Annotated in this window: 23 protein-coding genes and 2 pseudogenes; 14 read left to right on the plus strand and 11 right to left on the minus strand. The window is 72.9% G+C overall.

The genetic code is table 11. From position 1 onward, the window contains the following. The first annotated feature begins 83 nt into the window (after window positions 1-83). From EAO73_RS21105 to EAO73_RS21140, 8 genes are all read left to right on the plus strand, one after another. Window positions 84-1,013, plus strand: a complete 930-nt coding sequence (locus EAO73_RS21105) for a carbohydrate ABC transporter permease (protein ID WP_147973045.1) — start codon at window positions 84-86, stop codon at window positions 1,011-1,013. Further along, window positions 1,010-1,927 (plus strand): carbohydrate ABC transporter permease, encoded by a 918-nt coding sequence (locus EAO73_RS21110; protein ID WP_147973046.1) that lies wholly within the window; start codon window positions 1,010-1,012, stop codon window positions 1,925-1,927. Before EAO73_RS21105 ends, EAO73_RS21110 begins: the two co-directional genes overlap by 4 nt. A 5-nt stretch (window positions 1,928-1,932) precedes the next feature. Beyond that, the gene (locus tag EAO73_RS21115) at window positions 1,933-3,114 is read left to right on the plus strand and encodes a Gfo/Idh/MocA family protein (protein ID WP_147973047.1); all 1,182 of its coding nucleotides are present in this window, start codon (window positions 1,933-1,935) and stop codon (window positions 3,112-3,114) included. Further along, a complete protein-coding gene (locus tag EAO73_RS21120) occupies window positions 3,111-3,938 on the plus strand; it encodes a PmoA family protein (protein WP_147973048.1) in 828 nt (275 codons plus the stop codon). Before EAO73_RS21115 ends, EAO73_RS21120 begins: the two co-directional genes overlap by 4 nt. After that, on the plus strand, window positions 3,935-5,476 hold the full coding sequence (locus EAO73_RS21125; RefSeq protein ID WP_147973049.1) for a glycoside hydrolase 43 family protein: 1,542 nt from the start codon (window positions 3,935-3,937) through the stop codon (window positions 5,474-5,476). The genes EAO73_RS21120 and EAO73_RS21125 overlap by 4 nt, the downstream gene beginning before the upstream one ends. 73 nt (window positions 5,477-5,549) lie before the next feature. After that, window positions 5,550-6,884 (plus strand): ABC transporter substrate-binding protein, encoded by a 1,335-nt coding sequence (locus EAO73_RS21130; protein ID WP_147973050.1) that lies wholly within the window; start codon window positions 5,550-5,552, stop codon window positions 6,882-6,884. A gap of 113 nt (window positions 6,885-6,997) precedes the next feature. Beyond that, a complete protein-coding gene (locus EAO73_RS21135; RefSeq protein WP_147973051.1) occupies window positions 6,998-7,816 on the plus strand; it encodes a rhamnogalacturonan acetylesterase in 819 nt (272 codons plus the stop codon). 128 nt (window positions 7,817-7,944) lie between these two features. Beyond that, a complete protein-coding gene (locus EAO73_RS21140) occupies window positions 7,945-9,237 on the plus strand; it encodes a polysaccharide lyase family 1 protein (RefSeq protein WP_147973578.1) in 1,293 nt (430 codons plus the stop codon). 432 nt (window positions 9,238-9,669) lie between these two features. Here EAO73_RS21140 and EAO73_RS21155 read toward each other — a convergent pair whose 3' ends face one another. The 6 genes from EAO73_RS21155 to EAO73_RS21180 all read right to left on the minus strand — a co-directional run bounded on the left by EAO73_RS21155 (window position 9,670) and on the right by EAO73_RS21180 (window position 15,624). Next, window positions 9,670-10,251, minus strand: coding sequence for a SigE family RNA polymerase sigma factor (locus EAO73_RS21155; protein ID WP_147973052.1), 582 nt, complete (start codon window positions 10,249-10,251; stop codon window positions 9,670-9,672). Window positions 10,252-10,350: 99 nt separating this feature from the next. Continuing rightward, complete coding sequence (locus tag EAO73_RS21160; RefSeq protein WP_147973053.1) at window positions 10,351-11,796, minus strand: penicillin-binding transpeptidase domain-containing protein; 1,446 nt, start codon at window positions 11,794-11,796, stop codon at window positions 10,351-10,353. Window positions 11,797-11,884: 88 nt separating this feature from the next. Further along, window positions 11,885-12,544, minus strand: a complete 660-nt coding sequence (locus tag EAO73_RS21165; RefSeq protein WP_147973054.1) for a response regulator transcription factor — start codon at window positions 12,542-12,544, stop codon at window positions 11,885-11,887. Next, the gene (locus EAO73_RS21170; protein WP_147973055.1) at window positions 12,541-13,806 is read right to left on the minus strand and encodes a sensor histidine kinase; all 1,266 of its coding nucleotides are present in this window, start codon (window positions 13,804-13,806) and stop codon (window positions 12,541-12,543) included. The genes EAO73_RS21165 and EAO73_RS21170 overlap by 4 nt, the downstream gene beginning before the upstream one ends. Next, window positions 13,803-14,768 (minus strand): hypothetical protein, encoded by a 966-nt coding sequence (locus tag EAO73_RS21175; RefSeq protein WP_147973056.1) that lies wholly within the window; start codon window positions 14,766-14,768, stop codon window positions 13,803-13,805. The genes EAO73_RS21170 and EAO73_RS21175 overlap by 4 nt, the downstream gene beginning before the upstream one ends. 88 nt (window positions 14,769-14,856) lie before the next feature. Further along, window positions 14,857-15,624: an IclR family transcriptional regulator gene (locus EAO73_RS21180; protein WP_147973057.1), complete on the minus strand. Its 768-nt coding sequence runs from the start codon at window positions 15,622-15,624 to the stop codon at window positions 14,857-14,859. A gap of 169 nt (window positions 15,625-15,793) precedes the next feature. On the opposite strand from EAO73_RS21180, the gene EAO73_RS21185 reads away from it, so the two are divergent. The 5 genes from EAO73_RS21185 to EAO73_RS21205 all read left to right on the plus strand — a co-directional run bounded on the left by EAO73_RS21185 (window position 15,794) and on the right by EAO73_RS21205 (window position 20,494). Then, window positions 15,794-17,314: an aldehyde dehydrogenase (NADP(+)) gene (locus tag EAO73_RS21185; RefSeq protein ID WP_147973058.1), complete on the plus strand. Its 1,521-nt coding sequence runs from the start codon at window positions 15,794-15,796 to the stop codon at window positions 17,312-17,314. After that, the gene (locus EAO73_RS21190; RefSeq protein ID WP_147973059.1) at window positions 17,311-17,916 is read left to right on the plus strand and encodes a DUF1349 domain-containing protein; all 606 of its coding nucleotides are present in this window, start codon (window positions 17,311-17,313) and stop codon (window positions 17,914-17,916) included. The genes EAO73_RS21185 and EAO73_RS21190 overlap by 4 nt, the downstream gene beginning before the upstream one ends. Before the next feature lie 88 nt (window positions 17,917-18,004). Further along, window positions 18,005-18,484, plus strand: a complete 480-nt coding sequence (locus tag EAO73_RS21195; protein WP_147973060.1) for a GNAT family N-acetyltransferase — start codon at window positions 18,005-18,007, stop codon at window positions 18,482-18,484. A 118-nt stretch (window positions 18,485-18,602) separates the two neighbouring features. Next, window positions 18,603-19,319 carry a DsbA family oxidoreductase gene (locus EAO73_RS21200; RefSeq protein WP_147973061.1) on the plus strand — a complete coding sequence of 239 codons (717 nt, stop codon included), beginning with the start codon at window positions 18,603-18,605 and terminating at the stop codon, window positions 19,317-19,319. A gap of 113 nt (window positions 19,320-19,432) precedes the next feature. Beyond that, window positions 19,433-20,494 (plus strand): aminotransferase class V-fold PLP-dependent enzyme, encoded by a 1,062-nt coding sequence (locus EAO73_RS21205; protein ID WP_147973062.1) that lies wholly within the window; start codon window positions 19,433-19,435, stop codon window positions 20,492-20,494. Between the two features lie 30 nt (window positions 20,495-20,524). On the opposite strand, the pseudogene EAO73_RS21210 reads toward EAO73_RS21205, so the two are convergent. After that, window positions 20,525-21,136, minus strand: a pseudogene (locus tag EAO73_RS21210) (LacI family DNA-binding transcriptional regulator); the annotation flags it as partial. Between EAO73_RS21210 and EAO73_RS21215 the strand changes: the two are divergent. Next, a pseudogene (locus tag EAO73_RS21215) lies at window positions 21,131-21,415 on the plus strand (glycosyl hydrolase 53 family protein); the annotation flags it as partial. The pseudogenes EAO73_RS21210 and EAO73_RS21215 sit on opposite strands and share 6 nt — an antisense overlap. Before the next feature lie 10 nt (window positions 21,416-21,425). On the opposite strand, the gene EAO73_RS21220 reads toward EAO73_RS21215, so the two are convergent. The 4 genes from EAO73_RS21220 to ectB form a co-directional block, all read right to left on the minus strand. Then, a complete protein-coding gene (locus tag EAO73_RS21220; protein WP_147973063.1) occupies window positions 21,426-22,451 on the minus strand; it encodes a VOC family protein in 1,026 nt (341 codons plus the stop codon). Between the two features lie 99 nt (window positions 22,452-22,550). Next, a complete protein-coding gene (thpD, locus tag EAO73_RS21225; protein WP_147973064.1) occupies window positions 22,551-23,444 on the minus strand; it encodes an ectoine hydroxylase in 894 nt (297 codons plus the stop codon). Between the two features lie 4 nt (window positions 23,445-23,448). Then, the gene (locus EAO73_RS21230; RefSeq protein ID WP_147973065.1) at window positions 23,449-23,847 is read right to left on the minus strand and encodes an ectoine synthase; all 399 of its coding nucleotides are present in this window, start codon (window positions 23,845-23,847) and stop codon (window positions 23,449-23,451) included. Window positions 23,848-23,900: 53 nt separating this feature from the next. After that, a complete protein-coding gene (gene ectB / locus EAO73_RS21235; RefSeq protein ID WP_147973066.1) occupies window positions 23,901-25,163 on the minus strand; it encodes a diaminobutyrate--2-oxoglutarate transaminase in 1,263 nt (420 codons plus the stop codon). Window positions 25,164-25,212 lie beyond the last annotated feature (49 nt).

A 25,212-nucleotide genomic window follows, 5' to 3' on the forward strand; every position in this document is an offset into this window, starting at 1 on the left:
GCACCACCGGCTCCGCCGCGTACCACCGCACGAAGGAACACCGCACCACCCGCACCCCCGTACAGAGAGAACGGAGACGTGTCATGGCCCAAGCCTCCGCCGCGGCCACACCGCCCAAGGTGCCCCGGCGCCGCTCCGCGAGCCCGCGCCGGCTGCCGTATCTGCTGATCGCCCCCGCGGGGCTGCTGATGCTCGGCTTCATCGCCTACCCGGTGCTCAGCGTCTTCTACTACAGCCTGCAGAACTACAACGTCACCAAGCCCTGGCGGAACGGGTTCGCCGGCTTCGACAACTTCACCCGGATCTTCACTGAGGACGACCAGTTCTGGACCACCCTCGGCTTCAGCGCCCAGTGGGTGATCGTGCAGGTCGCGCTCCAGCTCACCCTGGGGCTCGCGCTGGCCCTGATCGTCAACCAGACCTTCATCGGCCGCGGGATCTCCCGGGCCATGGTCTTCTCGCCATGGGCCGTCTCCGGGGTGCTGACCAGCACCATCTGGATCCTGCTCTACAACTCCTCGACCGGCTTCAGCCGCTACCTCGCGGACGCCGGGATCGGTGACTACGGCACCTCGGTGCTCTCCGACACCGGCACCGTCTTCTGGGCCGCGACCGTCGCCGAACTCTGGCGCGGTGTCCCCTTCTTCGCCATCCTCATCCTCGCCGACCTCCAGTCCGTCTCCAAGGAGCTGTACGAGGCGGCGGCCGTGGACGGCGCCGGACGGATGCGGCAGTTCTTCCACATCACCCTGCCCCACCTGCGCGACGCGATCATCCTGTCCACGCTGCTGCGCGGCGTCTGGGAGTTCAACAACGTCGACCTCCTCTACACGCTCACCGGCGGCGGACCGGCCGGCGAGACCACCACCCTGCCGCTCTACGTCGCCAACACCGGCATCGAGGGCCACGACTTCGGCTACGCCTCCGCGCTCACCACCGTCGCCTTCGTGATCCTCCTCTTCTGCTCGATCGTCTATCTGCGCCTGAGCAAGTTCGGAGGCGACCACAAGTGACTGCCGCCCTCGCCGAGAAGAACGGCACCCACGCCGCACGGCCGGCCGCCCCCGAGGGCCCGCCGCCCACCACGCCCCGCCGCGGGCCGGGCCGCGAACGCGCCTTCGACGACGTACCGCGCTGGCAGATCTACGTACCGCTGGGCATCTACCTGGTCTTCACGCTCGTCCCGTTCTACTGGATGTTCCTCTTCGCCGTACGGCCCGCGGGCTCCACCTCGCTGGTGCCGTGGCCGATGACCGGGGAGCACTTCTCCAAGGTCTGGAACGAGCGCAGCTTCGCCGTCTTCTTCCAGAACAGCATGATCGTCGGCGTCTGCACCCTGGTCGCCACCACCCTGGTCGCGCTGGCCGGCGGCTACGCGCTCGCCCGCTTCGACTTCAGGATCAAGAACGGCTTCATGCTGGCGCTGCTCTGCTCGCAGTTCATCCCCGGCGCGCTGATGCTCGTACCGCTCTTCGAGATCTTCAAGAACCTCCGGATGATCAACTCGCTGGGGAGCGTGGTCATCGCCGAGACGGTCTTCCAGCTGCCGCTCTCCATCATCCTGATCAGCGGATTCATCAAGAACGTGCCCCCTTCGCTGGAGGAGGCCGCCTGGGTGGACGGCTGCTCGCGCTTCCGGGCCTTCTGCGCGGTCGTGCTGCCGCTGCTGCGCCCCGGGCTCATAGCCGTCGGCTCCTTCGCCTTCGTGCACAGCTGGAACCACTTCCTGTTCGCGCTGATGTTCCTCAGCGAGCAGGACAAGCAGACGATCCCGGTCGGCCTGAACACCCTCATCGGCGCGGACAGTGTCGACCTGGGCGCGCTCGCCGCGGGCGGGGTGATCGCCGCGGTGCCCGTGGTGATCGTCTTCGCCTTCATCCAGAAGTGGCTGATCACCGGCTTCAGCGCCGGCGCCGTGAAGGGGTGACGGACATGACCTCGCTGCCCGCCCACGCCCCCGTCCCGATCGTCCTCGCGGGCGCCCGGGGCCACGGCCGATGGCACCTCGCCAACATCCGCCGCCTCCAGCACCAGGGGCTCGTCCGGCTCGCCGGCATCTGCGAACTCACCCCGCTCGACGCCACCGAGCTGGCCGCCTTCGCCGGCGAACTCCCCGAGCAGTCGGCCGACTTCGGCGCCCTCCTGGACGCCACCGGGGCCCGCGCCGCCGTCATCTGCACCCCCATCCAGACCCACACCGCCCTCGCCCTGACCGCCGCCGGGCGCGGCGTGCACCTCCTCCTGGAGAAGCCGCCCGCCGCGACCCGCGCCGACTTCGACCGCATCCTCGCCGCGGTACGCGGTGCCGGCATCGCCTGCCAGGTGGGCTTCCAGTCCTTCGGCTCGCACGCCGTCCCCGCCATCCGGGAACTCGTCGCGGCCGGAGCCATCGGCACCGTCCGGGGCTACGCCGCCGCCGGCGCCTGGGTCCGCGACGACGCCTACTACCGGCGGGCTCCCTGGGCCGGGCGGCGCCGGATAGGGGACACCGACGTCGTCGACGGCGTCCTCACCAACCCGCTCGCCCACGCCGTCGCCACCGCCCTCGAACTCGCCGGCGCCGGCACCGCGCGGGACGTCACCGCCGTCGCCGCCGAACTCTTCCGGGCCAACGACATCGAGGCCGACGACACCTCCTGCGTACGCGTCACCACCGCGTCCGGGCCGCCCGTCACCGCCGCCGTCACCCTCTGCGCGGAACAGGCGGGGGAGCCGTACGTCATCGTCCACGGCGACCGCGGCCGGATCACCTTCTGGTACAAGCAGGACCGGGTCCTCGTCCAGCGCGCGGGCCACGGCCCCCTGGAGACCGTGCACGGACGCACCGACCTCCTGGAGAACCTGGTCGCCCATCTCACGGACGGCGCCTCGCTCCTCGTACCGCCGGAGCACACCGGCGCGTTCATGGAGGTCGTCGAGGCCGTACGGACCGCGCCCGAACCGCGTCCCCTGCCGTCCGACGCCTGGCACACCGCCCCCGTGCCCGGCTCCGGCGCCACCCGCCGGGTGGTGCGCGGCATCGACGCCCTGGTCGCGTCCGGCGCCGAAACCCTCGCGCTCTTCTCCGAACTCGGCGCCCCCTGGGCGCTGCCCACCGAGGTGAGTTCCCCATGACGACCACCGCCCTGCTCAGCTGCGCCGGCCGCCCGGTCGGGCGCTACACCTACCTCTCCGCCGACGCCGGACGCCCCTACCTCCACCCGGTCACCACCCTTGCCGGCACCCCGGTCACCGAGGAGCGCCCGGCCGACCACGTCCATCACCTGGGCGCCTCCGTCGCCGTCCCGGACGTGTCCGGGCACAACTTCTGGGGCGGCCGTACCTTCGTCCGGGGCCAGGGGCCGACCGTGCTCGACAACCACGGCACCCAGCGCCACCTGGGCTGGAAGCTGTGCGACCCGGACGGCTTCGTCGAGGAGATCGGCTGGGAGGCCGGCGGCGGCGAACTGCTGCGCGAGCACCGCACGGTGGCCGCCGCCGCGCTCTCGGAGACCGCCTGGGCGCTGGACTTCTCCTTCTCGCTCACCAACTCAGGACCGGCGGACCTGTCGATCGGCAGCCCCGCCACCAACGGCCGCCCCGGCGCCGGATACGGCGGCTTCTTCTGGCGCGCCCCCAAGGAGCAGGCGCCGCCCGCCGTGTTCAGCGCGACGGCCGACGGCGAGGAGGCGGTACACGGACGGGCCGCCGACTGGATCGCCCTGTGCGGCGACGGCTGGTCCCTGGTCTTCGCCGGGGCGACGGAGGAGACCCGCCGTGATCCGTGGTTCGTGCGCACCGCCGAGTACCCGGGCGTCGGCTCCTCCCTCGCCGCCGCCGAACGGCTGGCCGTGCCCGCGGGTGCCACCGTCGTCCGCCGGATCGTCACCGTCGTCGCGGACGGCCGGCTCGACCGGGCCGGAGCCGCCGCCCTCGTCCGCCGGGCGGTGACCGCGTGAGCGCCCGGCCGCCCTGGACCGCCGACCTCGGCGACGGCACCTACCGCAACCCGGTGCTGAACGCCGACTGGTCCGACCCCGACGTGATCCGCGTCGGCGACGACTTCTACCTGACCGCCTCCAGCTTCGGCCGCGCCCCCGGGCTCCCCCTGCTGCACTCCCGCGACCTCGTCAACTGGACGCTGACCGGGCACGCCCTGGACCGGCTGGAGCCCGCCGCCGAGTTCGCGGCGCCCCGTCACGACGGCGGGGTGTGGGCGCCGTCGCTGCGGCACCACGACGGACGGTTCTGGATCTTCTGGGGCGACCCCGACCACGGCATCCAGCAGATCTGCGCCGAGGACATCCGGGGCCCCTGGACCGCGCCCCACCTGGTGAAGGCCGGGCGCGGGCTGATCGACCCGTGCCCGCTGTGGGACGAGGAGACGGGCGAGGCGTACCTCGTGCACGCCTGGGCCAAGTCCCGCTCCGGCATCAAGAACCGGCTCACCGGACACCGGATGAGCCCCGACGGGCGGGAACTGCTCGACGAGGGCAAGACCCTGATCGACGCCGACACGATTCCCGGCTGGTTCACCCTGGAGGGCCCCAAGCTCCACCGGCGCGACGGCGAGTTCTGGATCCTCGCACCGGCGGGCGGGGTCGCGACGGGCTGGCAGGGCGCCTTCCGCTCCCGCGACTTCTTCGGCCCGTACGAGGAGCGCGTCGTCCTCGCCCAGGGCGGCACCGGGGTCAACGGCCCGCACCAGGGTGCCTGGGTGACCACCCCGGCCGGCGAGGACTGGTTCCTGCACTTCCAGGAGCGCGGGGCGTACGGCCGGGTGGTGCACCTCCAGCCGATGCGCTGGGGCACCGACGGCTGGCCGGTCATCGGCGCCGCCGGCGAACCCGTCGCCACGCACCGCAAGCCCGCGCTGCCCGCCCAGCCCGTCGAGGCCCCGGCCTGCGACGACAGCTTCCCGGGCGGCCGGCACGGCAGGCAGTGGCAGTGGACGGCGAACCCGCGCCCCGGCTGGACCGTCGAGCACGCGGGGGACGGGCTGCGGCTGAGCTGCGTACCGGCCGACCACGCGCACGACCTGCGGGTCCTGCCCCATGCGCTGGTCCAGCGGCTGCCCGCCGAGACGTTCACCGCCGAGGTCGGACTCGTCCTGGAGAGCGAGGCACCCGGGGCGAAGGCGGGTCTCGCCGTGCTCGGGGACGCGTACTCCTGGATCGGCCTCGAACGGCAGGCGGACGGCGGGGTGCGGCTCGTGCACCGCTTCGCCGAGGCGACCGCCACCGCCGAGCGCGATGCCGGGCGGGGCGGCCCGGTACCCGGCGCCACGGCCCGGCTGCGCATCGAGGTGGCCCCGGGTGCCCGCTGCCGCTTCCTCGCCGACACCGGGGACGGGGCCGGTTTCCGGCCCTCCGGACAGGTCTTCGCCGCCACCCCGTGGCGCTGGGTCGGCGCCCTGCTCGGGCTGTTCGCCACCGCGCCGCCCGGGGCGGGCCCGGCCGGGACCGCCCGCTTCAACCGCTTTCACGTCACCGCGTAACCGGACCACCGTCCGGCGCACGACCCCCCACGCACGCGTACGAACCGAGAGAACCGAGAGAGAAGAGCCGATCATGAACATCTCGAAGACGCAGCGGGGGCGCGCCACGGCCGCCGTCTCCCTCGCGGCGGTGCTCGCCCTGACCGCGACCGCGTGCGGGGACGACGGCAGCGGCAGCGGGAACGAGGGCAGCGGCAAGGGCGAGATCACCTTCTGGGACAACAACGGCGGCCCGCGCACCGCCGTCTGGAAGGAGATCATCCAGGACTTCGAGAAGAAGTACCCGGACATCGAGGTGAAGTACGTGCCGATCCCGATCGCCGACGTGCAGTCCAAGTACGACACGGCCATCGCGGGCGGCGGACTGCCCGATGTGGGCGGCGTCGGCACCGCCTACCTGGCCAACATGGTCTCCCAGGAGGCCCTGGAGCCGCTGAACGACCGGATCAAGGACTCGGCCCTGAACGGCAAGCTCGTCGAGGGCATGGTCGAGAGCGTCAAGGACGCCGCCGGCCGGGGCGAGGACATGTACACCGTGCCGACCTCCGCGAACAACGGCGCCCTCTGGTACCGCACCGACCTGTTCAAGGCGGCGGGCCTCGAAGCACCCACCACCTGGGCGAAGTTCTACGAGGCGGCCGAGAAGCTGACCGACGCGAAGCACAACAAGTTCGGCTACACGATCCGCGGCGGCGCCGGCTCCATCGCCCAGGCCATCGACGCCGCCTACGGGCAGTCGGGCATCACGGAGTTCTGGAACGGCGACAAGACCACCCTCAACGACCCCAAGAACGTGGCGGCGCTGGAGAAGTACGCCGCGCTCTACAAGAAGACGACGCCGTCCGCCGACGTCAACAACGACTTCACCAAGATGGTCGCCCAGTTCGACACCGGCACCATCGGCATGCTGAGCCACAACCTCGGCTCCTACCAGGACCACCTGAAGGCCCTCGGCAAGGACAAGTTCGCCGGCGTGCCCAACCCCATCGGCGACGGCGGCACCCGCGTCCAGGTCTCCAACCCGGTCGACGGCCTCGGCCTCTTCCGGGCGAGCAAGAACAAGACGGCCGCCTGGAAGTTCATCGAGTTCGCCGCCTCGCACGAGGCCAACAGCAAGTGGAACGAGTCCGCAGGCGCCATCCCGGCCAACACCGAGGCCGCCAAGGACCCGTGGATCAGTGAGGCGGCGCCGACCGAGCTGGCCGCGAAGGCCCTCACCGACGGCTCCACCAAGATCGTGCAGCTGCCGTACTACCTGCCCGACTGGAACAACATCAGCAAGGCCGACAACGAGCCCGAGTTCCAGAAGCTGCTGCTCGGCAAGACCACGGCCAAGGACTTCCTGGACAAGATGGCCGACGAGCTGAACAAGGCCCAGAAGGAGTGGAAGGAGATCGGCAACGGCTGATCCGGCTCCCGCCGGCGCGGGGCCGGCGGCGGGTTCCGTCGTGCGGACGGCCCGCCCCGCCCCACCGCCGCTGCCCTCCTGCGTACGCACCCGAGAGAGAGGCAGTACCACCCGTGTCACTCACCCGTCGGCAGACCGCGGCCGCCCTCGCCGCGCTGCCCCTGGCCCTCGCCGCCACACCCGCCGGGGCACACGGCGCCCGCCGGACCCGCACCGTGCACCTCGCGGGCGACTCGACGGCCGCCCAGAAGTACGCCGACGCCGCACCCGAGACCGGCTGGGGCATGGCCCTGCCGTTCTTCCTCGGTCCCGGCCTCACCGTCGCCAACCACGCCATGAACGGCCGCAGTTCCAAGAGCTTCATCGACGAGGGACTGCTCGCCGCCCTCCTGCCGGGGGTCCGCGCCGGTGACTTCCTGCTCATCCAGTTCGGGCACAACGACGAGAAGACCGAGGACCCGGCCCGCGGCACCGACCCGTACACCACCTACCAGGACTGCCTGCGGCAGTACATCGCGGCGGCCCGTGCCCGGCGCGCCCGGCCCGTGCTGATCACCCCCGTCGAGCGCCGCAGATTCGCCGACGACGGCACCGCCAGGCCCACCCACGGCGACTACCCGGCCGCCATGCGCGCCCTGGCCGCCGAGGAACGGGTCCCCCTGCTCGACCTGCAGGCCCGCACCCTCGCCCGCTGGCAGGAACTCGGCCCCGACGGGACCGAGGCGTACTTCAACTGGCTGGAGCCCGGGGAGTCCCCCAACTACCCCGACGGGCGCCAGGACAACACCCACTTCCGGCCCGCCGGCGCCATCGAGGTGGCCCGGATGACGGCCCGCGCCCTGCTCGACGCGCGGGTGCTCGCCCCGTACGAACTGCGCCGCCTCGGCGCCCGCGTACCCGAGGCGTGGATCAGCTGGCCGCAGGCCGCCTGACGCTCGCGCCACCCCTCTTCCTTCCCCTTCCACCGGTCCCGCACCAGAACCGAGGAGTTGTCATGCCCACGCACATTCCCGCACGTGCCGCCACCCGCAGAACCCACGCCCGCGCCATCGCCGTCGCCATGGGCTGCGCCTCGCTGGCCCTCGCGCTGAGCGTCCCCGCCCAGGCATCCCCACAGCCGCACGGCACGAAGGGCGCCGAGCGCGCCGTCCTCGCGAAGGGCGACGGCTGGGCCTCCGCCGAAGGCTCCACCACCGGCGGCGCCGCCGCCACGCCCGACCACGTCTACACCGTGCACAACCGCGCCGAACTCATCGCCGCCTTCGAGGACGCCGGCGACGCGCCGAAGATCGTCCGCATCGCCGGCACCGTCCACGGCAACGCCGACGCCGCCGGCAACCCGATCGACTGCGAGGCATACCAGACCGACGGCTACACCCTGGACAAGTACCTCGCCGCCTACGACCCCGCCGTCTGGGGCCGCGAGGGGGTCCCCTCCGGGCCGCTGGAGGACGCCCGGCTCGCCTCCGCCAAGCTCCAGAAGGCCGCCGTCAACGTCTACGTCCCGTCCAACACCACGCTGATCGGCGCGGGCAAGGACGCCACGGTCATCGGCGCCTCGATCCAGATCCAGAACGTCTCCAACGTCATCGTCCGCAACATCTCCTTCGAGGACACCTACGACTGCTTCCCCCAGTGGGACCCGACCGACGGCGACACCGGCCACTGGAACTCCGAGTACGACAACCTCGTCGTCTACGGCTCCGACCACGTCTGGGTCGACCACAACACCTTCAGCGACGGGGACCGCCCCGACGCGGACCAGCCCCGCTACTTCGATGAGCTGTACCAGCAGCACGACGGGCTCTTCGACATCGTCAAGGGCGCCGACCTGGTCACCGCCTCCTGGAACGTCCTCAAGGACCACGACAAGACCATGCTCCTCGGCAACAGCGACAAGGCCGGGGACACCGACCGGGGCAAGCTCCGCGTCACCCTGCACCACAACCTCTTCAAGGACGTCAACGAGCGCGCGCCCCGCGTCCGCTTCGGCCAGGTCGACTCGTACAACAACCACTTCGTCGCGACAAAGGGGAGCGTCTACGGCTACTCCTACGGCATCGGCGCCGAGTCGCACCTCGTCGCCGAGCACAACGCGTTCACGCTGAGCGGCGAGTTCGACAAGGCGAAGATCCTGAAGAAGTGGTCCGAGTCCTCGCTCACGGCCGACGACAACTGGGTCAACGGCCGCCGCACCGACCTGATCGCCGTCCACAACGCGGGCGTCCCCGAGGAGCAGCTGACCAAGGGCGCCGGCTGGACCCCGGCCCTGCGCAACCGCGTCGACCACCCGCTGCTCGTGCCCCTCGTCGTCGGCCTCGGCGCGGGCGCGGGCCGGCTGCCCGGCGCCTGATCCCCCTCCCTCCGCCGGCGCCGCACGGGCGCCGGCGGAGGGCCGCCCCCGCACGGAAAGTTGGAGCATCCCATGCCCACCCGACGCACCGCCCTGGCCCTCCTCGCCGGCTCCACCGCCGCCCTCGCCCTCGGCACCGCCCCGCCCGGCTGCCGTTCCGCAAGCGGGCCTGTGTGGTGCTGCGGTACGCCTTCGACCTCTCGGAGCGGGACACCTCGCTGGTGCTGGGGATCTCGGTGGGCACGGTGAAGAGCCAGACCGCGACCGTCGCCCCGGCCACCCGCAGCCACGGGCGCACGGCGCGCGGCGGACGTACGGCCCCGGCCGCGGGGCCACCGGCCGTCCCGCGCTCGACGCGCGCCAGCATCCGTGCCCGGTCGGGGCGGTGGGCCTCGGCGGCCTCCCGCAGCCGCCCGGCCAGCTCCTCGTCCTTCACCGGTCTCCTCCGCTGCGATGCGCCGCGACGGCCACCCGTACCCGCGCGGCGGGCGTCCCGGGCCCCGGGGGGCCCAGCAGCCGCTGCAGTTCCGCGACGGCGCGCGAGGTCTGGCTCTTCACCGTGCCCACCGAGATCCCCAGCACCAGCGAGGTGTCCCGCTCCGAGAGGTCGAAGGCGTACCGCAGCACCACACAGGCCCGCTTGCGGAACGGCAGCCGGCGCAGCGCCTCCTGCACGTCCACCACCGCCGGCACGTCGGGCCCCTCGGTGGCGCCGCCGTCCCCGCCGCCGCGCAGCGCCCAGAACAGGGCGATCCGGCGCCGCTCGCGCACCGCGCTCCGGATGCGGGTCCTGGCCAGGTTGGCGACCACCCCGCGTGCGTACGCCACCGGGTGCCCGGCGTCGCGGACCCGGTCCCAGCGGTGCCAGAGCGCGAGCAGGGCGTCCGCCGCGAGATCGTCGGCGGCGTCCGCCTCCCCGGTCAGCAGATGGGCGAGGCGGGCGAGTTCGGCGTAGTGGGCCTCGAAGAACGCGTGGAACTCGGCGGCGGCGGCATCGTCGACTGCTGTGCCCACAGCTACCTCGTCCCTCGCGTGCGCCCCGCCCGGACCGTCCGGGTACGCCCCCGCCGGGGCGTGAGCGTACCGCAAGCGCTTCGACGGGAGGGACGGGCGCTATCGCCGCAGCGCCGCCTCCATCATCTTCTTGGCGATCGGCGCCGCGAGACCGTTGCCGCTGACCTCGGACGCGGCCGAACCGGAGTCCTCCACGACGACGGCGACCGCGACCTCCCGGTCACCCGCCTTCGCATACGACGTGAACCAGGCGTACGGGGTGTTGCTGTTGCCCACGCCGTTCTCGGCGGTGCCCGTCTTGCCGCCCACCTCGGCCCCGTCGATCCGGGCGTTGGTGCCGGTGCCCTTCTCCACGACGGTCACCATGGCGCTGCGCAGCTGCTTCGCGGTGTCCTCGGAGACGATCCGTTCCGTGTCGCCGTCCGCGAAGTCCTCCAGCGTGCCGCCGTCGCCGTCGGTCACCTTGGACACCATGTGCGGAGCGGCCAGCTCACCGCCGTTGGCGAGCGCCGCGGAGACCATCGCCATCTGCAGCGGGGTCGCGGTCACCTCGAACTGGCCGATGCCCGACAGCGCCGTCTGCGGCCTGTCCATGTCCGTCGGGTACACGCTCTTGGAGGCCCGCACCGGAACGTCCAGCTTCTCCTCGTTGAAGCCGAACTTCTCCGCCATCGCCCGCACCTTGTCCTGCCCGAGGTCGGCGGCCACCTTGCCGAAGACGTTGTTGCACGAGTACTGGAGAGCGACGCGCAGCGAGGCGTTCTCGCAGGGCGCCGACGCGCTCTCGTTCCGCAGCGGGGTGCTGGTGCCCGGCAGGTCGTACGGGACGGGGCTCTTCGTCGGCTCGTCCACCGAGTCGTAGAGGCCGTTCTCAAGGGCGGCCGACGCCACGACCAGCTTGAACGTCGAACCGGGCGCGAGCGGCTGCCGCATCGCGCGGTTGACCAGCGGCTTCTCCGGGTCGGCGAGCAGCTTCTTCCAGGCGTCGCCGTCGTTCGTGCCGCTGATGTCGGTCGGGTCGTAGGACGGCGAGGAGACCATGCCCAGGATCTGCCCGCTCCTCGGGTCGATCGCCACGGCGGCGCCCTTGTCGTCGCCGAGCGCGTCGCTCGCCGCCTTCTGGACGTCCGGATCGATGGTCGTCACCACGTCCCCGGGGGCGGACCGCTTCCCGGTGATCGCGCCGAGCGGACTCTTCAGCCGGTCGTCGGTGCCGTCCAGCACATGGCTGTAGATCCCTTCGAGCTGGGTCGAGCCGTACGCCTGCGAGCTGTAGCCGGTCACGGACGAGTAGAGGTCGCCCTGCCGGTAGGTGCGCTTGTACGCGAGATCGCTGCCCTCCGTCCGCTTCGAGCCCGTGACCGGCGAACCGGCCACGATGATGTTCCCCAGCGGCTGCGCGTACTGCGCGATGGTCTTCCGCCGGTTGTGGTCGTCGTCTGCGAGCGCCCGTGCCTGGCACGCCTGCACCCAGGTCGCCCGCCCGAGGAGGGCGAGGACCAGCAGCAGGCAGAAGACCGAGGCGCGCCTGATCGTCTTGTTCATCCCGCTTGGGGGACGTACGGGAACCGGCGTGTCGTTCCCGGTTGTGCCGCTTCTCACCGATTCCTCATCCGGTGCCCGCCGCGTGTGCTCAGCCCGGGGTGATGAACCCCGACTCGTACGCCACGATGACCGCCTGGGTACGGTCCCGGGCACCGGTCTTCGCGAGGACCGCCGCCACATGCGTCTTGGCCGTCGCCGCGCCCACTGCCAGCCGGCCGGCGATCTCCGCGTTGGTCAGCCCGGCCGCCATCAGCCGCAGCACCTGCGCCTCCCGCTCGGTGAGCCGGGCGGCCCACGGGGGCGCGGGGGCCGCCCGGGGCGTCCCGTACGCGGCGGCCAGCTGCCGTACGGCGGACGGGAAGAGCAGCGACTCTCCGCAGGCCACCAGCCGGACCGCCTGCACCAGCTCCTCGGCCGCCGCCCGCTTCAGCAGGAACCCCGCCGCCCCTGCGCGCAGCGCCTCGTACACATAGGCGTCGTGTTCGAAGGTGGTGACGACCACGATGCGCGGGGCCGGGTCGAGTCCGCCGAGGATCTGCTCGGTGGCCCGGATGCCGTCCGTCTCGGGCATCCGTACGTCCATCAGCACCACGTCGGGCCGCAGCGCCCGCACCACGGAGACCGCCTCGGCACCGGTGGCCGCCTCGCCGACGACCTCCAGGCCGTCCTCCGCCTCCAGGATGGCGCGCAGGGCGGTGCGCACCATGTGTTCGTCGTCGGCGAGGACGATCCGGACCGGCGTGCTCATCGTGGCTCCTTCGCGGGGGCGTGCAGGGGGAGGCGTGCGGCCAGCCGCCACACGCCGTCGTCGCGGGGGCCGGCCTCGGTGGCGCCGCCGAGCAGCAGCGCGCGCTCCGCGATGCCGGTCAGACCGCGCCCGCCGCCGGGCCGGGCCGCCGGGGGGCGCGGGGACAGCGCGCTGTCCAGGACGAGGGTCAGCTCGCGGGGGCCGACACCGACGCGCAGCCGGACCGGTGAGCCGGGGACGCCGTGCCGCAGCGCGTTGCTCAGGCCCTCCTGCACGATCCGGTACGCCTCCGCCGACACGGGTCCTGGGACGGTGCCCGGGTCGCCGTCCGTCGCGTACCGCACGGGCACCCCGCACCGGGCCAGCAGCCCGCCGAGCGCGTCCAGGCCCGGTCCCGCGAGGTCGTCGGAGCCGTCCGCGCCCTGCCGCAACAGGCCCAGCACCGCGTCGAGTTCGCCGACCGTGCGCCGCGTGGTCTCCTCGATCGCGGTGAGGGCCTGCCGGGCGAACTCCGGGTCGCTGTCCAGGACCCGGCGGGCCGCGCCCGCCTGGAGGGTGACGGCGCTCAGCGCGTGGCCGACCGAGTCGTGCAGCTCACGGGCGAGCCGGTTGCGCACGGCCAGCTCGGCCGCCCGGCGTTCGGCGGCGGCCAGCCGGTCGTCCGGGGTCGGGCCGAGGAGCACCGGAGCCCGGTTCGCGAGCAGCGCCCCGGCCGCCGCCGCGCAGCCGGCCAGCGCGAGGAGCATGGCCGCCCCGGCCGGCGGGGCGAGGGCCAGGACCCAGGTGTGGTCCAGCAGCGGTGACCGTTCCAGGGCGGGGGAGTCGCGCAGGGCCGCGAAGAACGGCAGCCCCATGACGCAGACGGCGAACGGGACGAGCGCCAGGGTCATCCCGCTGATGACGCCGCCGAGCCCGACGTGCAGCGTGAACCAGGCGGCCGAGCGGGCCCGAGCCTGCCGGGAGACGCCGGGCCCGTCCGCGAGCGGCCGGTCCGGGGCCAGGCCGCACAGGGCGCGCGCGGCGGAGACCGAGAGGGGCCGGGCCAGGGGCAGCAGCGCGGTGACGGCGGCCATCGGCAGGGCGTGGGCGAAGGCGGCGAACTGAGCGGGGAGCGAGGTGAAGGGGTTGGCGTCGGGCGCGTACAGGCCCACGACGACCGTGCCGACCAGGTAGTACGGCATCAGCAGGGCGCCGCCGATGATCAGGTGCAGCCAGCGCAGCCGGGCCCGCCGGTCCACGAGCCTGCCTATGAGCGGGGTCATGCCGGGGCGCCCCGCGTCCCGGCCGCGCGCTCCGTCAGGAAGTACGCGCCCAGGGTCACCATCAGTGTCCCGACGAGCATCTGGACAGCGTAGATCAGCACCATGGCGGCCGTGGGCTGTTGGGCGGCGTCGTCGGCGCCGGCCAGCGAGGCGATGCTCAGCCAGCCGCCCCAGCAGGCCGTCGCCCCGGAACCGCCCCAGGCCAGGGCGAGCGGCACCTGCAGCGGCAGCGCGGACCGGCGGAAGGCCAGCAGCAGGACCCCGGCCGCGGCAGCGGCGATCCAGAACACGTACACCGCTTCGAGGACATGGAAGCCGCTGTCCCGCCCGGCGGCCCGGTCCGCGCTCAGGCCGGCCGTCGAGCCCGCCGCCCACAGCAGGTGCATGGTGCCGGGTGCCAGGGCGAGCAGCGAGGCGGCGACGGCGGCGGCCCGCAGCGCGGGGGCGGTCGGGCTGTCGGGCAGCGCGCCCAGGGTGCCGCGCCAGAGATGGCCCCAGCGGTCGCGGGCGTACAGCACGAACAGGGCGCCCAGACTCAGGCCCTGGAGGATGAAGCCGCCGTAGACGACGCCGAACACCCACTCGTGCAGGAAGGGGCGGCCCGTGTCCTTCGCGCCGCCGTCGTCCCCGCCCAGCGCCAGGACCAGCAGCTGCGCGGGGTAGCCGGTCATGATCGGCAGCAGCAGCCCGGTCGCCACCCACATCGGCAGCGCGAGCAGCCAGGCGGGCACCCGAAGACCCCAGGGCCGGGTGAGCAGCAGCGCCAGGACCACGACCGCGCCGTCCATCAGCACCGAACCGCCGTTGGCGACGGCCATCAGGGCGCGGTGGTCCAGCAGCGCGCTGCCGTCCGGAATCCCGATGTGGCTGCCCGCCAGCCACGCGACCTTGAGCGTGATGTACGGCAGGCAGGCGACGATGGCGACGGTGCGCAGCGCGGTGCGGGCGGCGAGGAGTGTCATGGCCCCCACGCTGCCGGGCGGCCCGCCCCCGTACGTCCTGCCGGGTGACGATCCGCCTCCGCCGCGCGGGGGAGACGGGCCGGGGGTGTCAGAGCCTGCGCGTGGCGAGCGTCAGCCGGTCGCGCGCGTCGAACAGCGCGTCCTTGACCAGCTGTTCGTGCGCGGGCGTGAGCCGGGCGACCGGCACCGAGCAGCTGATGGCGTCCCGGGCCGGGGTGCGGTACGGGACGGCGACCCCGAAGCACCGCAGCCCCAGCGTGTTCTCCTCGCGGTCCACCGCGTACCCCTGCTCGCGGATCTGGTGCAGCTCCTCGATGAGCTTCTCCCGGTCCGTCAGGGTGTGTTCGGTGAGCGCGGGCAGCGTCTCGGGCAGCATCTTGCGGACCTGCTCGTCGCTGTAGGTGGCCAGCAGCGCCTTGCCGAGCGAGGTGGAGTGGGCGGGCAGCCGGCGGCCGACGCGGGTGAAGGGGCGCAGGTAGTGCTGGGACTGGCGGGTGGCGAGATAGACCACGTTCGTCCCGTCGAGCCGGGCGAGGTGGATGGTCTCCGTGGTGTCGTCGGAGAGCCGGTCCAGGGTGGGGCGGGCCGCCGCGACCACCTCGTCGCCGTCGATGTACGAGGTGCCGACCAGCAGGGCCCGTACGCCGATCCCGTAGCGCGTGCCCGTCGCGTCCGTCTCCACCCAGCCCAGCTCGACCAGGGTCCGCAGCAGCATGTAGAGGCTGGACTTGGGGTAGCCGACGGCCTCCTGGACCGCGGCGAGCGAGTGCATGCCGGGCCGTCCCGCGAAGTACTCCAGCAGCTCCACCGTCCGCACCGCGGACTTGACCTGTGCTCCACCCTCGGGAACCGACATCGCCCCACGCCCCTTTCAGCCCACCGACGAAACCCTGCGACTTCTTGCCAACACCGAACGCCCGGAAATAGAGTCGCTTCACATTCATGTGCAGGAACTCTGTTCAGAATACCGAACAACTTATACCGGACAACTTCTGATGTGCGGCAGTGGAGCGGAAGGAAACACGGTGGCAGCAGCACCAGTCTGGAGCGTCGACCCCCGCACCGGGAACCCGCGCGAGCAGGTTGCGGTGGAGGCCACAGCCGAGGAGGTCGACCGCGCGGTCCGCGCCGCCCACGCGGTACGCGGCTCCCTCGCCGACCGCACCACGCGCGCCGCGTTCCTGCGGATGGCCGCCGAGCTGCTCACCGAGGCCCGTGAGCACGTCGTCGAGGCCGCCGACGCCGAGACGGCCCTCGGCCCGGCCCGGCTGACCGGGGAACTCGCCCGCACCGCCGCCCAGTTGCGGGCCTTCGCCGAGGTCGTCGACGAGGGCGCCTTCCTCGACATCCACATCGACCACGCGGACGCCACCCGCACCCCGCCCTGGCCCGACCTGCGCCGCTACAAGATCCCGCTCGGCGTCGTCGCCGTCTACGCCGCCAGCAACTTCCCGCTCGCCTTCTCCGTGCCCGGCGGCGACACCGCCAGCGCCCTCGCGGCCGGCTGCCCCGTCGTCGTCAAGGCGCACCCCGACCACCCGGCGACCTCCGAGCTGTGCGCCTCCGTCCTGCGCCGGGCCGCCGCGCGGACCGGGCTGCCCGAGGACGTCGTCACCCTCGTCCACGGCTTCGACGCCGGCGTCGCCCTCGTCCGCCACCCGCTCGTCGCCGCCGCCGGCTTCACCGGCTCGGTGCGCGGCGGCCGCGCCCTGTTCGACGCGGCGGCCGCCCGCCCCGCGCCCATCCCCTTCCACGGCGAGCTGGGCTCCCTCAACCCCGTCGTCGTCACCGAGGCCGCCGCCGCCGAGCGCGGCGAGCAGATCGGCGCGGGCCTGGCCGGCTCGATGACCATGGGCGCGGGCCAGTTCTGCACCAAGCCCGGATTCGTCCTGGCCCCCGAGGGCGAGGGCGGCGACCGCTTCCTGAAGGCCCTCACCGAGGCCGTCAGCGACTCCGAGGCCGGCGTCCTGCTCGACCACCGGATGCGCGACGCCTTCCTCGCCGGAGTGACCGAGCGGGCCGCGCTTCCGGACGTGGACGCCCCCGTCACCCCCGGCGCGGGCGGCGAGCACACCGTCGCGGCCGGCTTCCTGACCGTCCCGGCCCGGCTGCTCACCGCCGAAGGACCGCACGACGCGCTCCTGGAGGAGTGCTTCGGCCCCGTCACCGTCGTCGCCCGCTACGCCTCCGAGGACGAGATCACCGCCGTCCTGTCCCGGCTCCCCGGCAACCTCACCGCGACCCTCCACATCGCCGAGGACGAGACCGGGGGCAGCGCCGCCGGGCTCCTCGCCGCGCTCACCCCGCTCGCCGGCCGGGTCCTCGTCAACGGCTGGCCGACCGGCGTCGCCGTCGCCCCCGCCCAGCACCACGGCGGCCCCTACCCGGCCACCACCTCCACCTCCACCTCGGTCGGCGCCACCGCGATCGAACGCTGGCTGCGCCCGGTCAGCTACCAGACCACCCCCGACGCGCTCCTGCCCCCGGAGCTGCGCGAGGACAACCCGCTGGGCCTGCCCCGCCGCGTGAACGGACGACCCGCGTGAACCTCCCCGAACTCCCCTTCGCGCTCGATCCGCACGGCCCCGACGGCGGGTGGGTGTACGAGAACGGCGTTCTCACCGGCCGCGCCGGCGCCCGCCAGGACCGCTTCGTGCCGCCGGGCGGCGACAGCCTGGAACCGGCGAGCGACGCGCCCCGGCTGCTGGGCACCGCCCCGGCGGGCGACTTCCAGCTGATGGCGCGGGTGAAGGTCGGCTTCGCCGCCGCCTTCGACGCGGGCGTGCTCTACCTCCACGCCGGCGACCGGGACTGGGCCAAGCTCTGCCTGGAGCTGTCCCCGGAGCAGCCGACCATCTGCACGGTGGTCACCCGGGGCCGCTCCGACGACGTCAACTCCTCGGTCGTGGACGGCGACAGCCACTGGCTCCGGCTGAGCCGCACGGGCGGTGCCTTCGCGTTCCACGCCTCGGCCGACGGCGAGAAGTGGACCTTCGTCCGCGTCTTCACCCTCGGCACCCCGGAACAGGCGGCCACCGCCTCCGTCGGCTTCCTCGCCCAGTCACCCACCGGTGAGGGCTGCGAGGTGGCCTTCGACCGTATCGCCTTCCGGCCCGAGGGCCTGGCCGACCTCCGCGACGGAAGCTGACGCCCCCGGGGCGCGGTGGGCCGGTACGCGTACCGGCCCACCGCGCCCCGTCCGCAACCGGGGGACCGCTCCCCGCGTCCTTGCCACCATGATCCGTACAGCGACGCAGAACGACCTCGACGCGATAGTGACCCTCCACACCGAGGCCAGGGCCACCTACTACCGGGGCCACCTGCCCGAGGAGGAGTACGCGGGCGAGGCCGAGGTGAGCCGGAGCCGGGAGGGCTGGGCCCGCGCGGTGGACCGCCCGGACGCCACCGTGCTCTGCGCCGAGGCGGACGGCGCCCTCGTCGGCATCGCCGCCCACTCGGTGCGCGACGGCGTCATGACCCTCTCCCAGTTCCATGTGTCCCCCGCCCACTGGCGCGAGGGGGTCGGCAGCGCCCTGCACCGCGCGTGCGTCGCCGAGTGGCAGCGGCTGGGCGTCACCGAGGCCCGCCTGGAGGTCTTCGAACCCAACAAGCGCGCCCAGGCCTTCTACGCCGCTTGCGGCTGGGCCCCGGACCCGGACAACCCGCTGGACGGCGACCATGTGGTGATGCGCCTGGCCGTCCCGCCGGCCCCGTAGAACCGCGCGGGTCCGGGCCGGGAATGGCACGGGCCCGCCATGCGTTGGCGGGAGGAGCGGAGGGTGCCTCCGCGCTGTGCGAGCAGCCGCCCGAGAGAGTCCGGAGAGAAGAAGAGTCATGCGCGTCGAGATCTGGAGCGACATCGCCTGCCCGTGGTGCTACATCGGCAAGGCACGCTTCGAGAAGGGCCTGGCGGGCTTCGCCCACCGCGACGACGTCGAGGTGGTGCACCGCTCCTTCGAGCTCGACCCCGGCCGCGCCAAGGGCGACACCGAGAAGGTCATCGACATGCTGGCGCAGAAGTACGGGCGCACCCCCGACGAGGCCCGCTCGATGGAGGCCAACGTCGCGGCCAACGCCCAAGCCGAAGGGCTCGGCTACCGCACCGAGGGCCGCGACCACGGCAGCACGTTCGACATCCACCGGCTGCTGCACCTCGCCAAGGCGCGGGGCCGCCAGGACGAGCTGCTGACCCTCGCCTACCGGGCCAACTTCGCCGAGGACCGGTCCGTCTTCGACGACGCCGTGCTGCTGGACCTGGCCGTCGAGGCGGGTCTCGACGCGGAGGAGGCCCGCGCGGTCCTCGCAGACCCGCAGGCGTACGCCGAGGAGGTGCGCGCCGACGAGCGCGAGGCGGCCGAGCTGGGCGCCAACGCGGTGCCGTTCTTCGTGTTCGACCGGCGCTACGGGATCTCCGGCGGCCAGCCCGCCGAGGTCTTCGCCCAGGCGCTGGAGCAGGCGTGGAAGGACCGCCCGGTGACCGCCGCCGGGGACGCGGCGGCGTGCGACGCCGACGGTGCGTGCGAGGTCCCCGGGGTCGCCGGGAACGCCTGACGGGCCGGGGCCCGCAGGGGGCGGCCCGCCCGCTCGGCGCATAAGCGTGGCTTGGGGTTCTCGGTGCAATTTCGTCAATTGACCCCAGGTCGGTGACGGGTCAGGCTGAGCGCATGACGATCTCTTCGCTCAGCCGTGCCGTTGCCGCCGAGTTCGCCCCGCAGACCATCTACCTGAACACCTCCACCTGCGGGCTGCTGCCCCGCCGTGCCGTCGACGCGGTGAAGACCCTCGTCGACGAGAACGCCTCCGGCCTCCGGGACGGCTCCGGAGACTTCGGAGCGGTGAACCGGGCCCGGGAGGGCTTCGCACGGCTCGCCGGCGTCGGGGCGGGCCGGGTCGCCGTCGGCGGCTCCGTCGCCGCCCACGTCGGACTGATCGCCTCCTCGCTGCCGCCGGGTGCCGAAGTGCTGTCGCCCGAAGGCGAGTTCAGCTCGGTCGTCAGCCCCTTCGCGGTCCGTGGCGACCTCAAGATGCGGTACGTGCCGCTGGAGGAGCTGGCCGATGCCGTGCGTCTCGGGACCGCGCTGGTCGCTTTCTCCTCGGTGCAGTCCGCCGACGGCCGGCGCGCGGACCTGGACGCGGTCCGGGCCGCCGCCGCCGACAACGGCGCCCGGACGCTGCTGGACGCCACCCAGTCCGCCGGCTGGCTGCCGCTGGACGCCGGGGCGTACGACTACACGGTCACCGGCGGCTTCAAGTACCTGCTCTGCCCGCGCGGCACCTCGTTCCTCACCGTCACCGAGGAGGCGCAGGAGGGCCTGGTACCCGTCTACGCGGGCATGGCCGCGGCCGAGGACCGGTGGAACAGCACCTACGGACCGGTCACCGAGCTCGCGTCGGACGCCCGCCGCTACGACGAGCCCCCCGCCTTCCTCGCGTACCACGGCGCCGAGCACTCGCTCGCCCTGATCCACGAGATCGGCATCGACACGCTGCACGCCCACGCCACCGGGCTCGCGGACCGCTTCCGCTCCGGCCTCGCGGCCCTCGGGCACACCGCCGTCCCGGCCGACACCGCCGTCGTCGCGGTGCCCGGACTCGGCGACCGGGCACCGGAGCTCCAGCGGGCCGGGGTGCTGGTCGCCGGACGGGCCGGCAACCTGCGGGCGTCCTTCCACCTCTACAACACCGAGGCGGACGTGGACCGCGCGCTGGACGTGCTCGCCGGCTGACGGCGGATCCCCGGCCGCGGACCCCCCCGGTCACGCCGAGTCGCGGCGGACCAGTTCGGTGGGCAGTATCACCGCGGCCGGGTCCTCCCCGCCGATCTGGGCCAGCAGCACCCGTACCATCTCGGCGCTGATGCGGTCCCACGGCTGACGGATCGTCGTCAGCGCCGGCCGGGAGGCGAGCGCGGCGGGGGAGTCGTCGAACCCGCCCACCGCGACATCGTGCGGCACGCTGCGCCCGGCCTTCTCCAGGGCCGCGAGCACGCCCTGCGCCATCAGGTCCGAGGCGACGAACACCGCGTCCAGGTCCGGCGCCCGCTCCAGGAGCAGCGCCGCCGCCTCGCCGCCCGCCCGGCTGTAGTCGCCGGGCACGATCAGCGCGTCGTCGGCGGGCAGTCCGCAGCCGGCCGGCATCTCCCGGTAGCCGGCCGGCCGTTCGACGCCGCCCGGGGTGTCCAGCGGGCCGCTGACCGTACCGATCCGGCGGCGCCCCGACTCGTACAGGAAGCGCACCATGTCCCGGGCGCCGTCCCGGTCGTCGGCCGCCACATAGCTGACCTTCGAGCCCTGCCCGAGCGGCTTGCCGCACGCGACGAGGGGGACCCCGGCCTCGTACAGCTGGGCGGCGACCGGATCGCCGACGGCCTGGAGAACAACGTCGCCACCGCGGACCAGCTGGTCAGCGGCTACCCGGCCACCCCGGCGGGCCAGGCCGCCAACCTCCGCGACGTGCTGAACGTCGTCGAGGCCGTCCCCGGCGGCCGGGGCCTGGGCGCGGTGTACTGGGAGCCCGCCTGGACCGCCGTGAGCGGCAGCGGCTGGGACCCGGCCGAGCCGTCCTCCGGCAACGCCTGGGAGAACCAGGCCCTGTTCGGCTACGACCAGAAGCTGCTGCCGGCGGCGAACTGGTTCTCCCACCGGTAACCGGGCGGGGTCACGCCTGCGGGGCCGCCTCCGGCGGGGCGCTGCGCCACTTCCACGAGGTGACGCGCTCGCGGCCCGGCAGGTCGCCGCGGCCGGTGGACCAGAGCAGTACGGCCCACCGGTCCGCGTCGTCCGGCGCGCCGGGGAAGAGCCTGGCCAGCGCCCGGTCGCACAGGGCGGCGGGCGGCTCCCAGGAGATGCCCAGGCCGGACGCGATGTCATGGGCGTGCACCAGGGTCTCCACGACACCCATGGCCGCGAAGCCCTCCGGGTCGGAGACCCCGTACCCGTGGTACGAGCGGAGGGCCGGCGAGGCCGTACGCACCATCGCGGCCAGCAGCGCGCCGCTCGCCTCCAGGGTCTGGAGCAGCCCCGCCACCCCCGCCTCCGGGTCCGCGAAGATCGCGTTCCACGGCCCGCCCTCGCGCCGGGGGGCCCAGTGGTAGGGCACCTCGGTCTCCACCGACGGCGTGCGCGGGCCGAGCTGGACGGCGTACGCGAACAGGTCGTCGCTCAGATGCTCCGCGGTCTCCCAGCAGTCCCACGTCAGGGTCCCGGCCGGGACGCGCCAGTCGGCGGAAGCGGAGGCGGCGAGGGTGTCGACCGTCAGCCGGACCGCCTCGGTCACGTCGTCGGCCGTGACCGGCAGCCTCGTACCGGTGAGCGCCGCGCGTTCGGCGGCCCCGCACTCCACGCAGAACTCGTTGCCCTCCGGGTCGGCCAGGGTCGCCCAGCCGCGTCCGTTCGGCTTGCGGTGGTCGCCGACCAGGGTGGCGCCGAGGGCCAGCAGCCGTTCGACCTCCTCGTCCCGGGTGCGGTCCTGGGGCTGGACGTCCAGGTGGACGCGGTTCTTGGTCTGCTTCTTGTCCGGCACGGTGACGAAGAGGAGGGCGGTGCCCGGGATCTCGATCAGCGCCTCGGGGTCGCCGGGCAGATCGTCGTCGGAGAGCGGGGCATCGAGCACGGCCGACCAGAAGGTGCCCAGGGTGTAGGCGTCGGCGCAGTCGATGGTGATGTGCTGCACATGGGAAGTCATGCGCTCACTGTCGCCGGTGGCCCCCGCACGGTCCAGCGAGATACGCCGGAGGGGGTGGGACGGTCCGCCGTCCCACCCCCTCCGAGGCTCTGCCGGAACCTACTTCACCGGGGTGAAGTCGCGCGCCCCGATGAACTCCGGGCGGCGGATCGGCGCCGCGAACGGCTCCTGCGCGGTGTTCTCCACGCTGTTGAACACGATGAACACGTTGCTGCGCGGGTACGGGGTGATGTTGTCGCCCGAGCCGTGCATCGCGTTGCAGTCGAACCAGGTCGCCGAACCGGCCTTGCCCGTGAAGAGCTTGATGCCGTGCCGGTCCGCCATCTTCGTCAGCGCCTCGTCGGACGGGGTGCCGGCGTCCTGCATCTGGAGCGACTTCTTGTAGTTGTCCTTCGGCGTCTCGCCCGCGCAGCCGAGGAACGACTTGTGTGAACCGGGCATGATCATCAGCCCGCCGTTGGTGTCGTGGTTCTCGGTCAGCGCGATCGACACGGACACCGTCCGCATGTTCGGCAGACCGTCCTCGGCGTGCCAGGTCTCGAAGTCCGAGTGCCAGTAGAACCCCGAGGCACCGAAGCCGGGCTTGACGTTGATCCGCGACTGGTGGACGTAGACGTCCGAGCCGAGGATCTGGCGGGCCCGGCCCACCACGCGCTCGTCGCTGACCAGCCGGGCGAAGACCTCGCTGATCCGGTGGACCTCGAAGACCGAGCGCACGGACTGCGACTTCGGCTCGATGATCGAGCGCTCGTCGGCGCGGACGGCCGGGTCGGCGATCAGCCGCTCCAGCTCGGCGTGGTAGCCGGCCACCTCGTCCGGGGTGATCAGCTGCCCGACGGTGAGGAAGCCGTCGTGCTCGTAGCCCTGGAGCTCCTTGGCGGTGATCGGACCCGGCGCGCCCGGCGCGGACCAGATGACCGGGTCCTGGCGGGGAGTGGTCATCTCGGCGGCGCCGCGCGAGGGGTACAGGTCGGTGCGTACGTCGGTGGTCATGGGTTCAGCCCTCCTCGGTCAGCAGTGGATAGACACCGTTCTCGTCGTGCTCCTCCCGTCCGGTGACCGGCGGGTTGAAGACGCAGACGCAGCGGAAGTCCGTCTTGGGTCGCATCGTGTGGCGCTCGTGGCCGTCGAGCAGGTACATGGTGCCCGGCGTGATCCAGTGCTTCTCACCGGTCTCGTCGTCGGTCAGCTCGGCCTCGCCCTCGACGCACAGGACCGCCTCGATGTGGTTCGCGTACCACATCGACGTCTCGGTACCGGCGTACATCGTGGTCTCGTGGAGCGAGAAGCCGACCTTCTCCTGGGCGAGCACGATGCGCTTGCTCTCCCAGGTCCCGGAGGCGGCCTTGACATGCCGGTCGGTGTTCTCGACGTCGGCGAACGATCGGACGATCACGGTGGTTCGGTGCCTTTCTCTCTACGACGGTGGTGCGGGTGCGGACGTGCGGTTCAGGCGGTCTCGCGGACGGCGCGGGCCAGCGTGCGCAGGCCCTCGTCCAGCTCCTCGGGGGTGATGGTGAGCGGCGGCAGCAGCTTCACGACCTCGCTCTGCGGGCCCGAGGTCTCCAGCAGCAGCCCCAGCTGGAAGGCGCGGGCGCAGACGGCCGACGCACGCGCCGGGTCGTCGAACTCCAGGCCCCAGACCAGGCCGCGGCCCCGGAAGCGGGCGCTGTCGTGCTCGCCGCAGATGGCCAGCATCGTCTGCTCCACCTGCTCGCCCCGGGCCCGCGTCTGCTTCTCCATCTGGCCGTCCGCCCAGTAGGCGTCGAGCGCGGCGGCCGCAGTGACGAACGCGGGGTTGTTGCCGCGGAAGGTGCCGTTGTGCTCGCCCGGCTCCCAGACGTCCAGCTCCGGCTTGAACAGGCAGAGGGACATGGGCAGTCCGTAGCCGCTGATGGACTTCGACAGCGTCACGATGTCCGGCGTGATGCCGGCCTCCTCGAAGGAGAAGAAGCCGCCGGTACGGCCGCAGCCCATCTGGATGTCGTCGACGATCAGCAGCATGTCCTGGCGGTGGCACAGCTCCTGGAGCGCGCGCAGCCACTCGGCGCGGGCCACGTTGATGCCGCCCTCGCCCTGGACGGTCTCCACGATCACGGCGGCCGGGTGGTTGAGCCCGGAGCCCTGGTCCTCCAGCAGCCGCTCGAACCAGAGGAAGTCGGGGACCTGGCCGTCGAAGTAGTTGTCGAACGGCATCGGCGTGCCGTGCACCAGCGGGATGCCGGCGCCGGCCCGCTTGAACGCGTTGCCGGTCACGGCCAGCGAGCCGAGCGACATCCCGTGGAAGGCGTTGGTGAACGAGACGACGGACTCGCGTCCCTTGACCTTGCGGGCGAGCTTCAGGGCTGCCTCGACGGCGTTGGTGCCCGTCGGGCCGGGGAACATCACCTTGTACGGAAGGTCGCGGGGGCGCAGCACGACGTTCTGGAAGGTGTCCAGGAAGGCCCGTTTGGCGGTGGTCGCCATGTCGAGGCCGTGCGTGATGCCGTCGCGTTCGATGTAGTCGATCAGCGCGCGCTTGAGCACCGGGTTGTTGTGGCCGTAGTTGAGCGAGCCCGCGCCGGCGAAGAAGTCCAGGTACGAGTGGCCGTCCTCGTCGGTCAGCCGGGCGCCCTGGGCGCGGTCGAACACGGCGGGCCAGCCGCGGCAGTAGCTCCGGACCTCGGATTCCAGGGTCTCGAAGACACTGAGGGCGGGCGGGGTGATGGTCACAGCGGGTCTCCTGCGGGGCGTGAGGTGGTGTGACGGGCGGCGTTGAAGG

Source organism: Streptomyces sp. col6, assembly GCF_008042035.1.
In the GTDB taxonomy this organism is placed as follows: Bacteria; Actinomycetota; Actinomycetes; order Streptomycetales; family Streptomycetaceae; genus Streptomyces.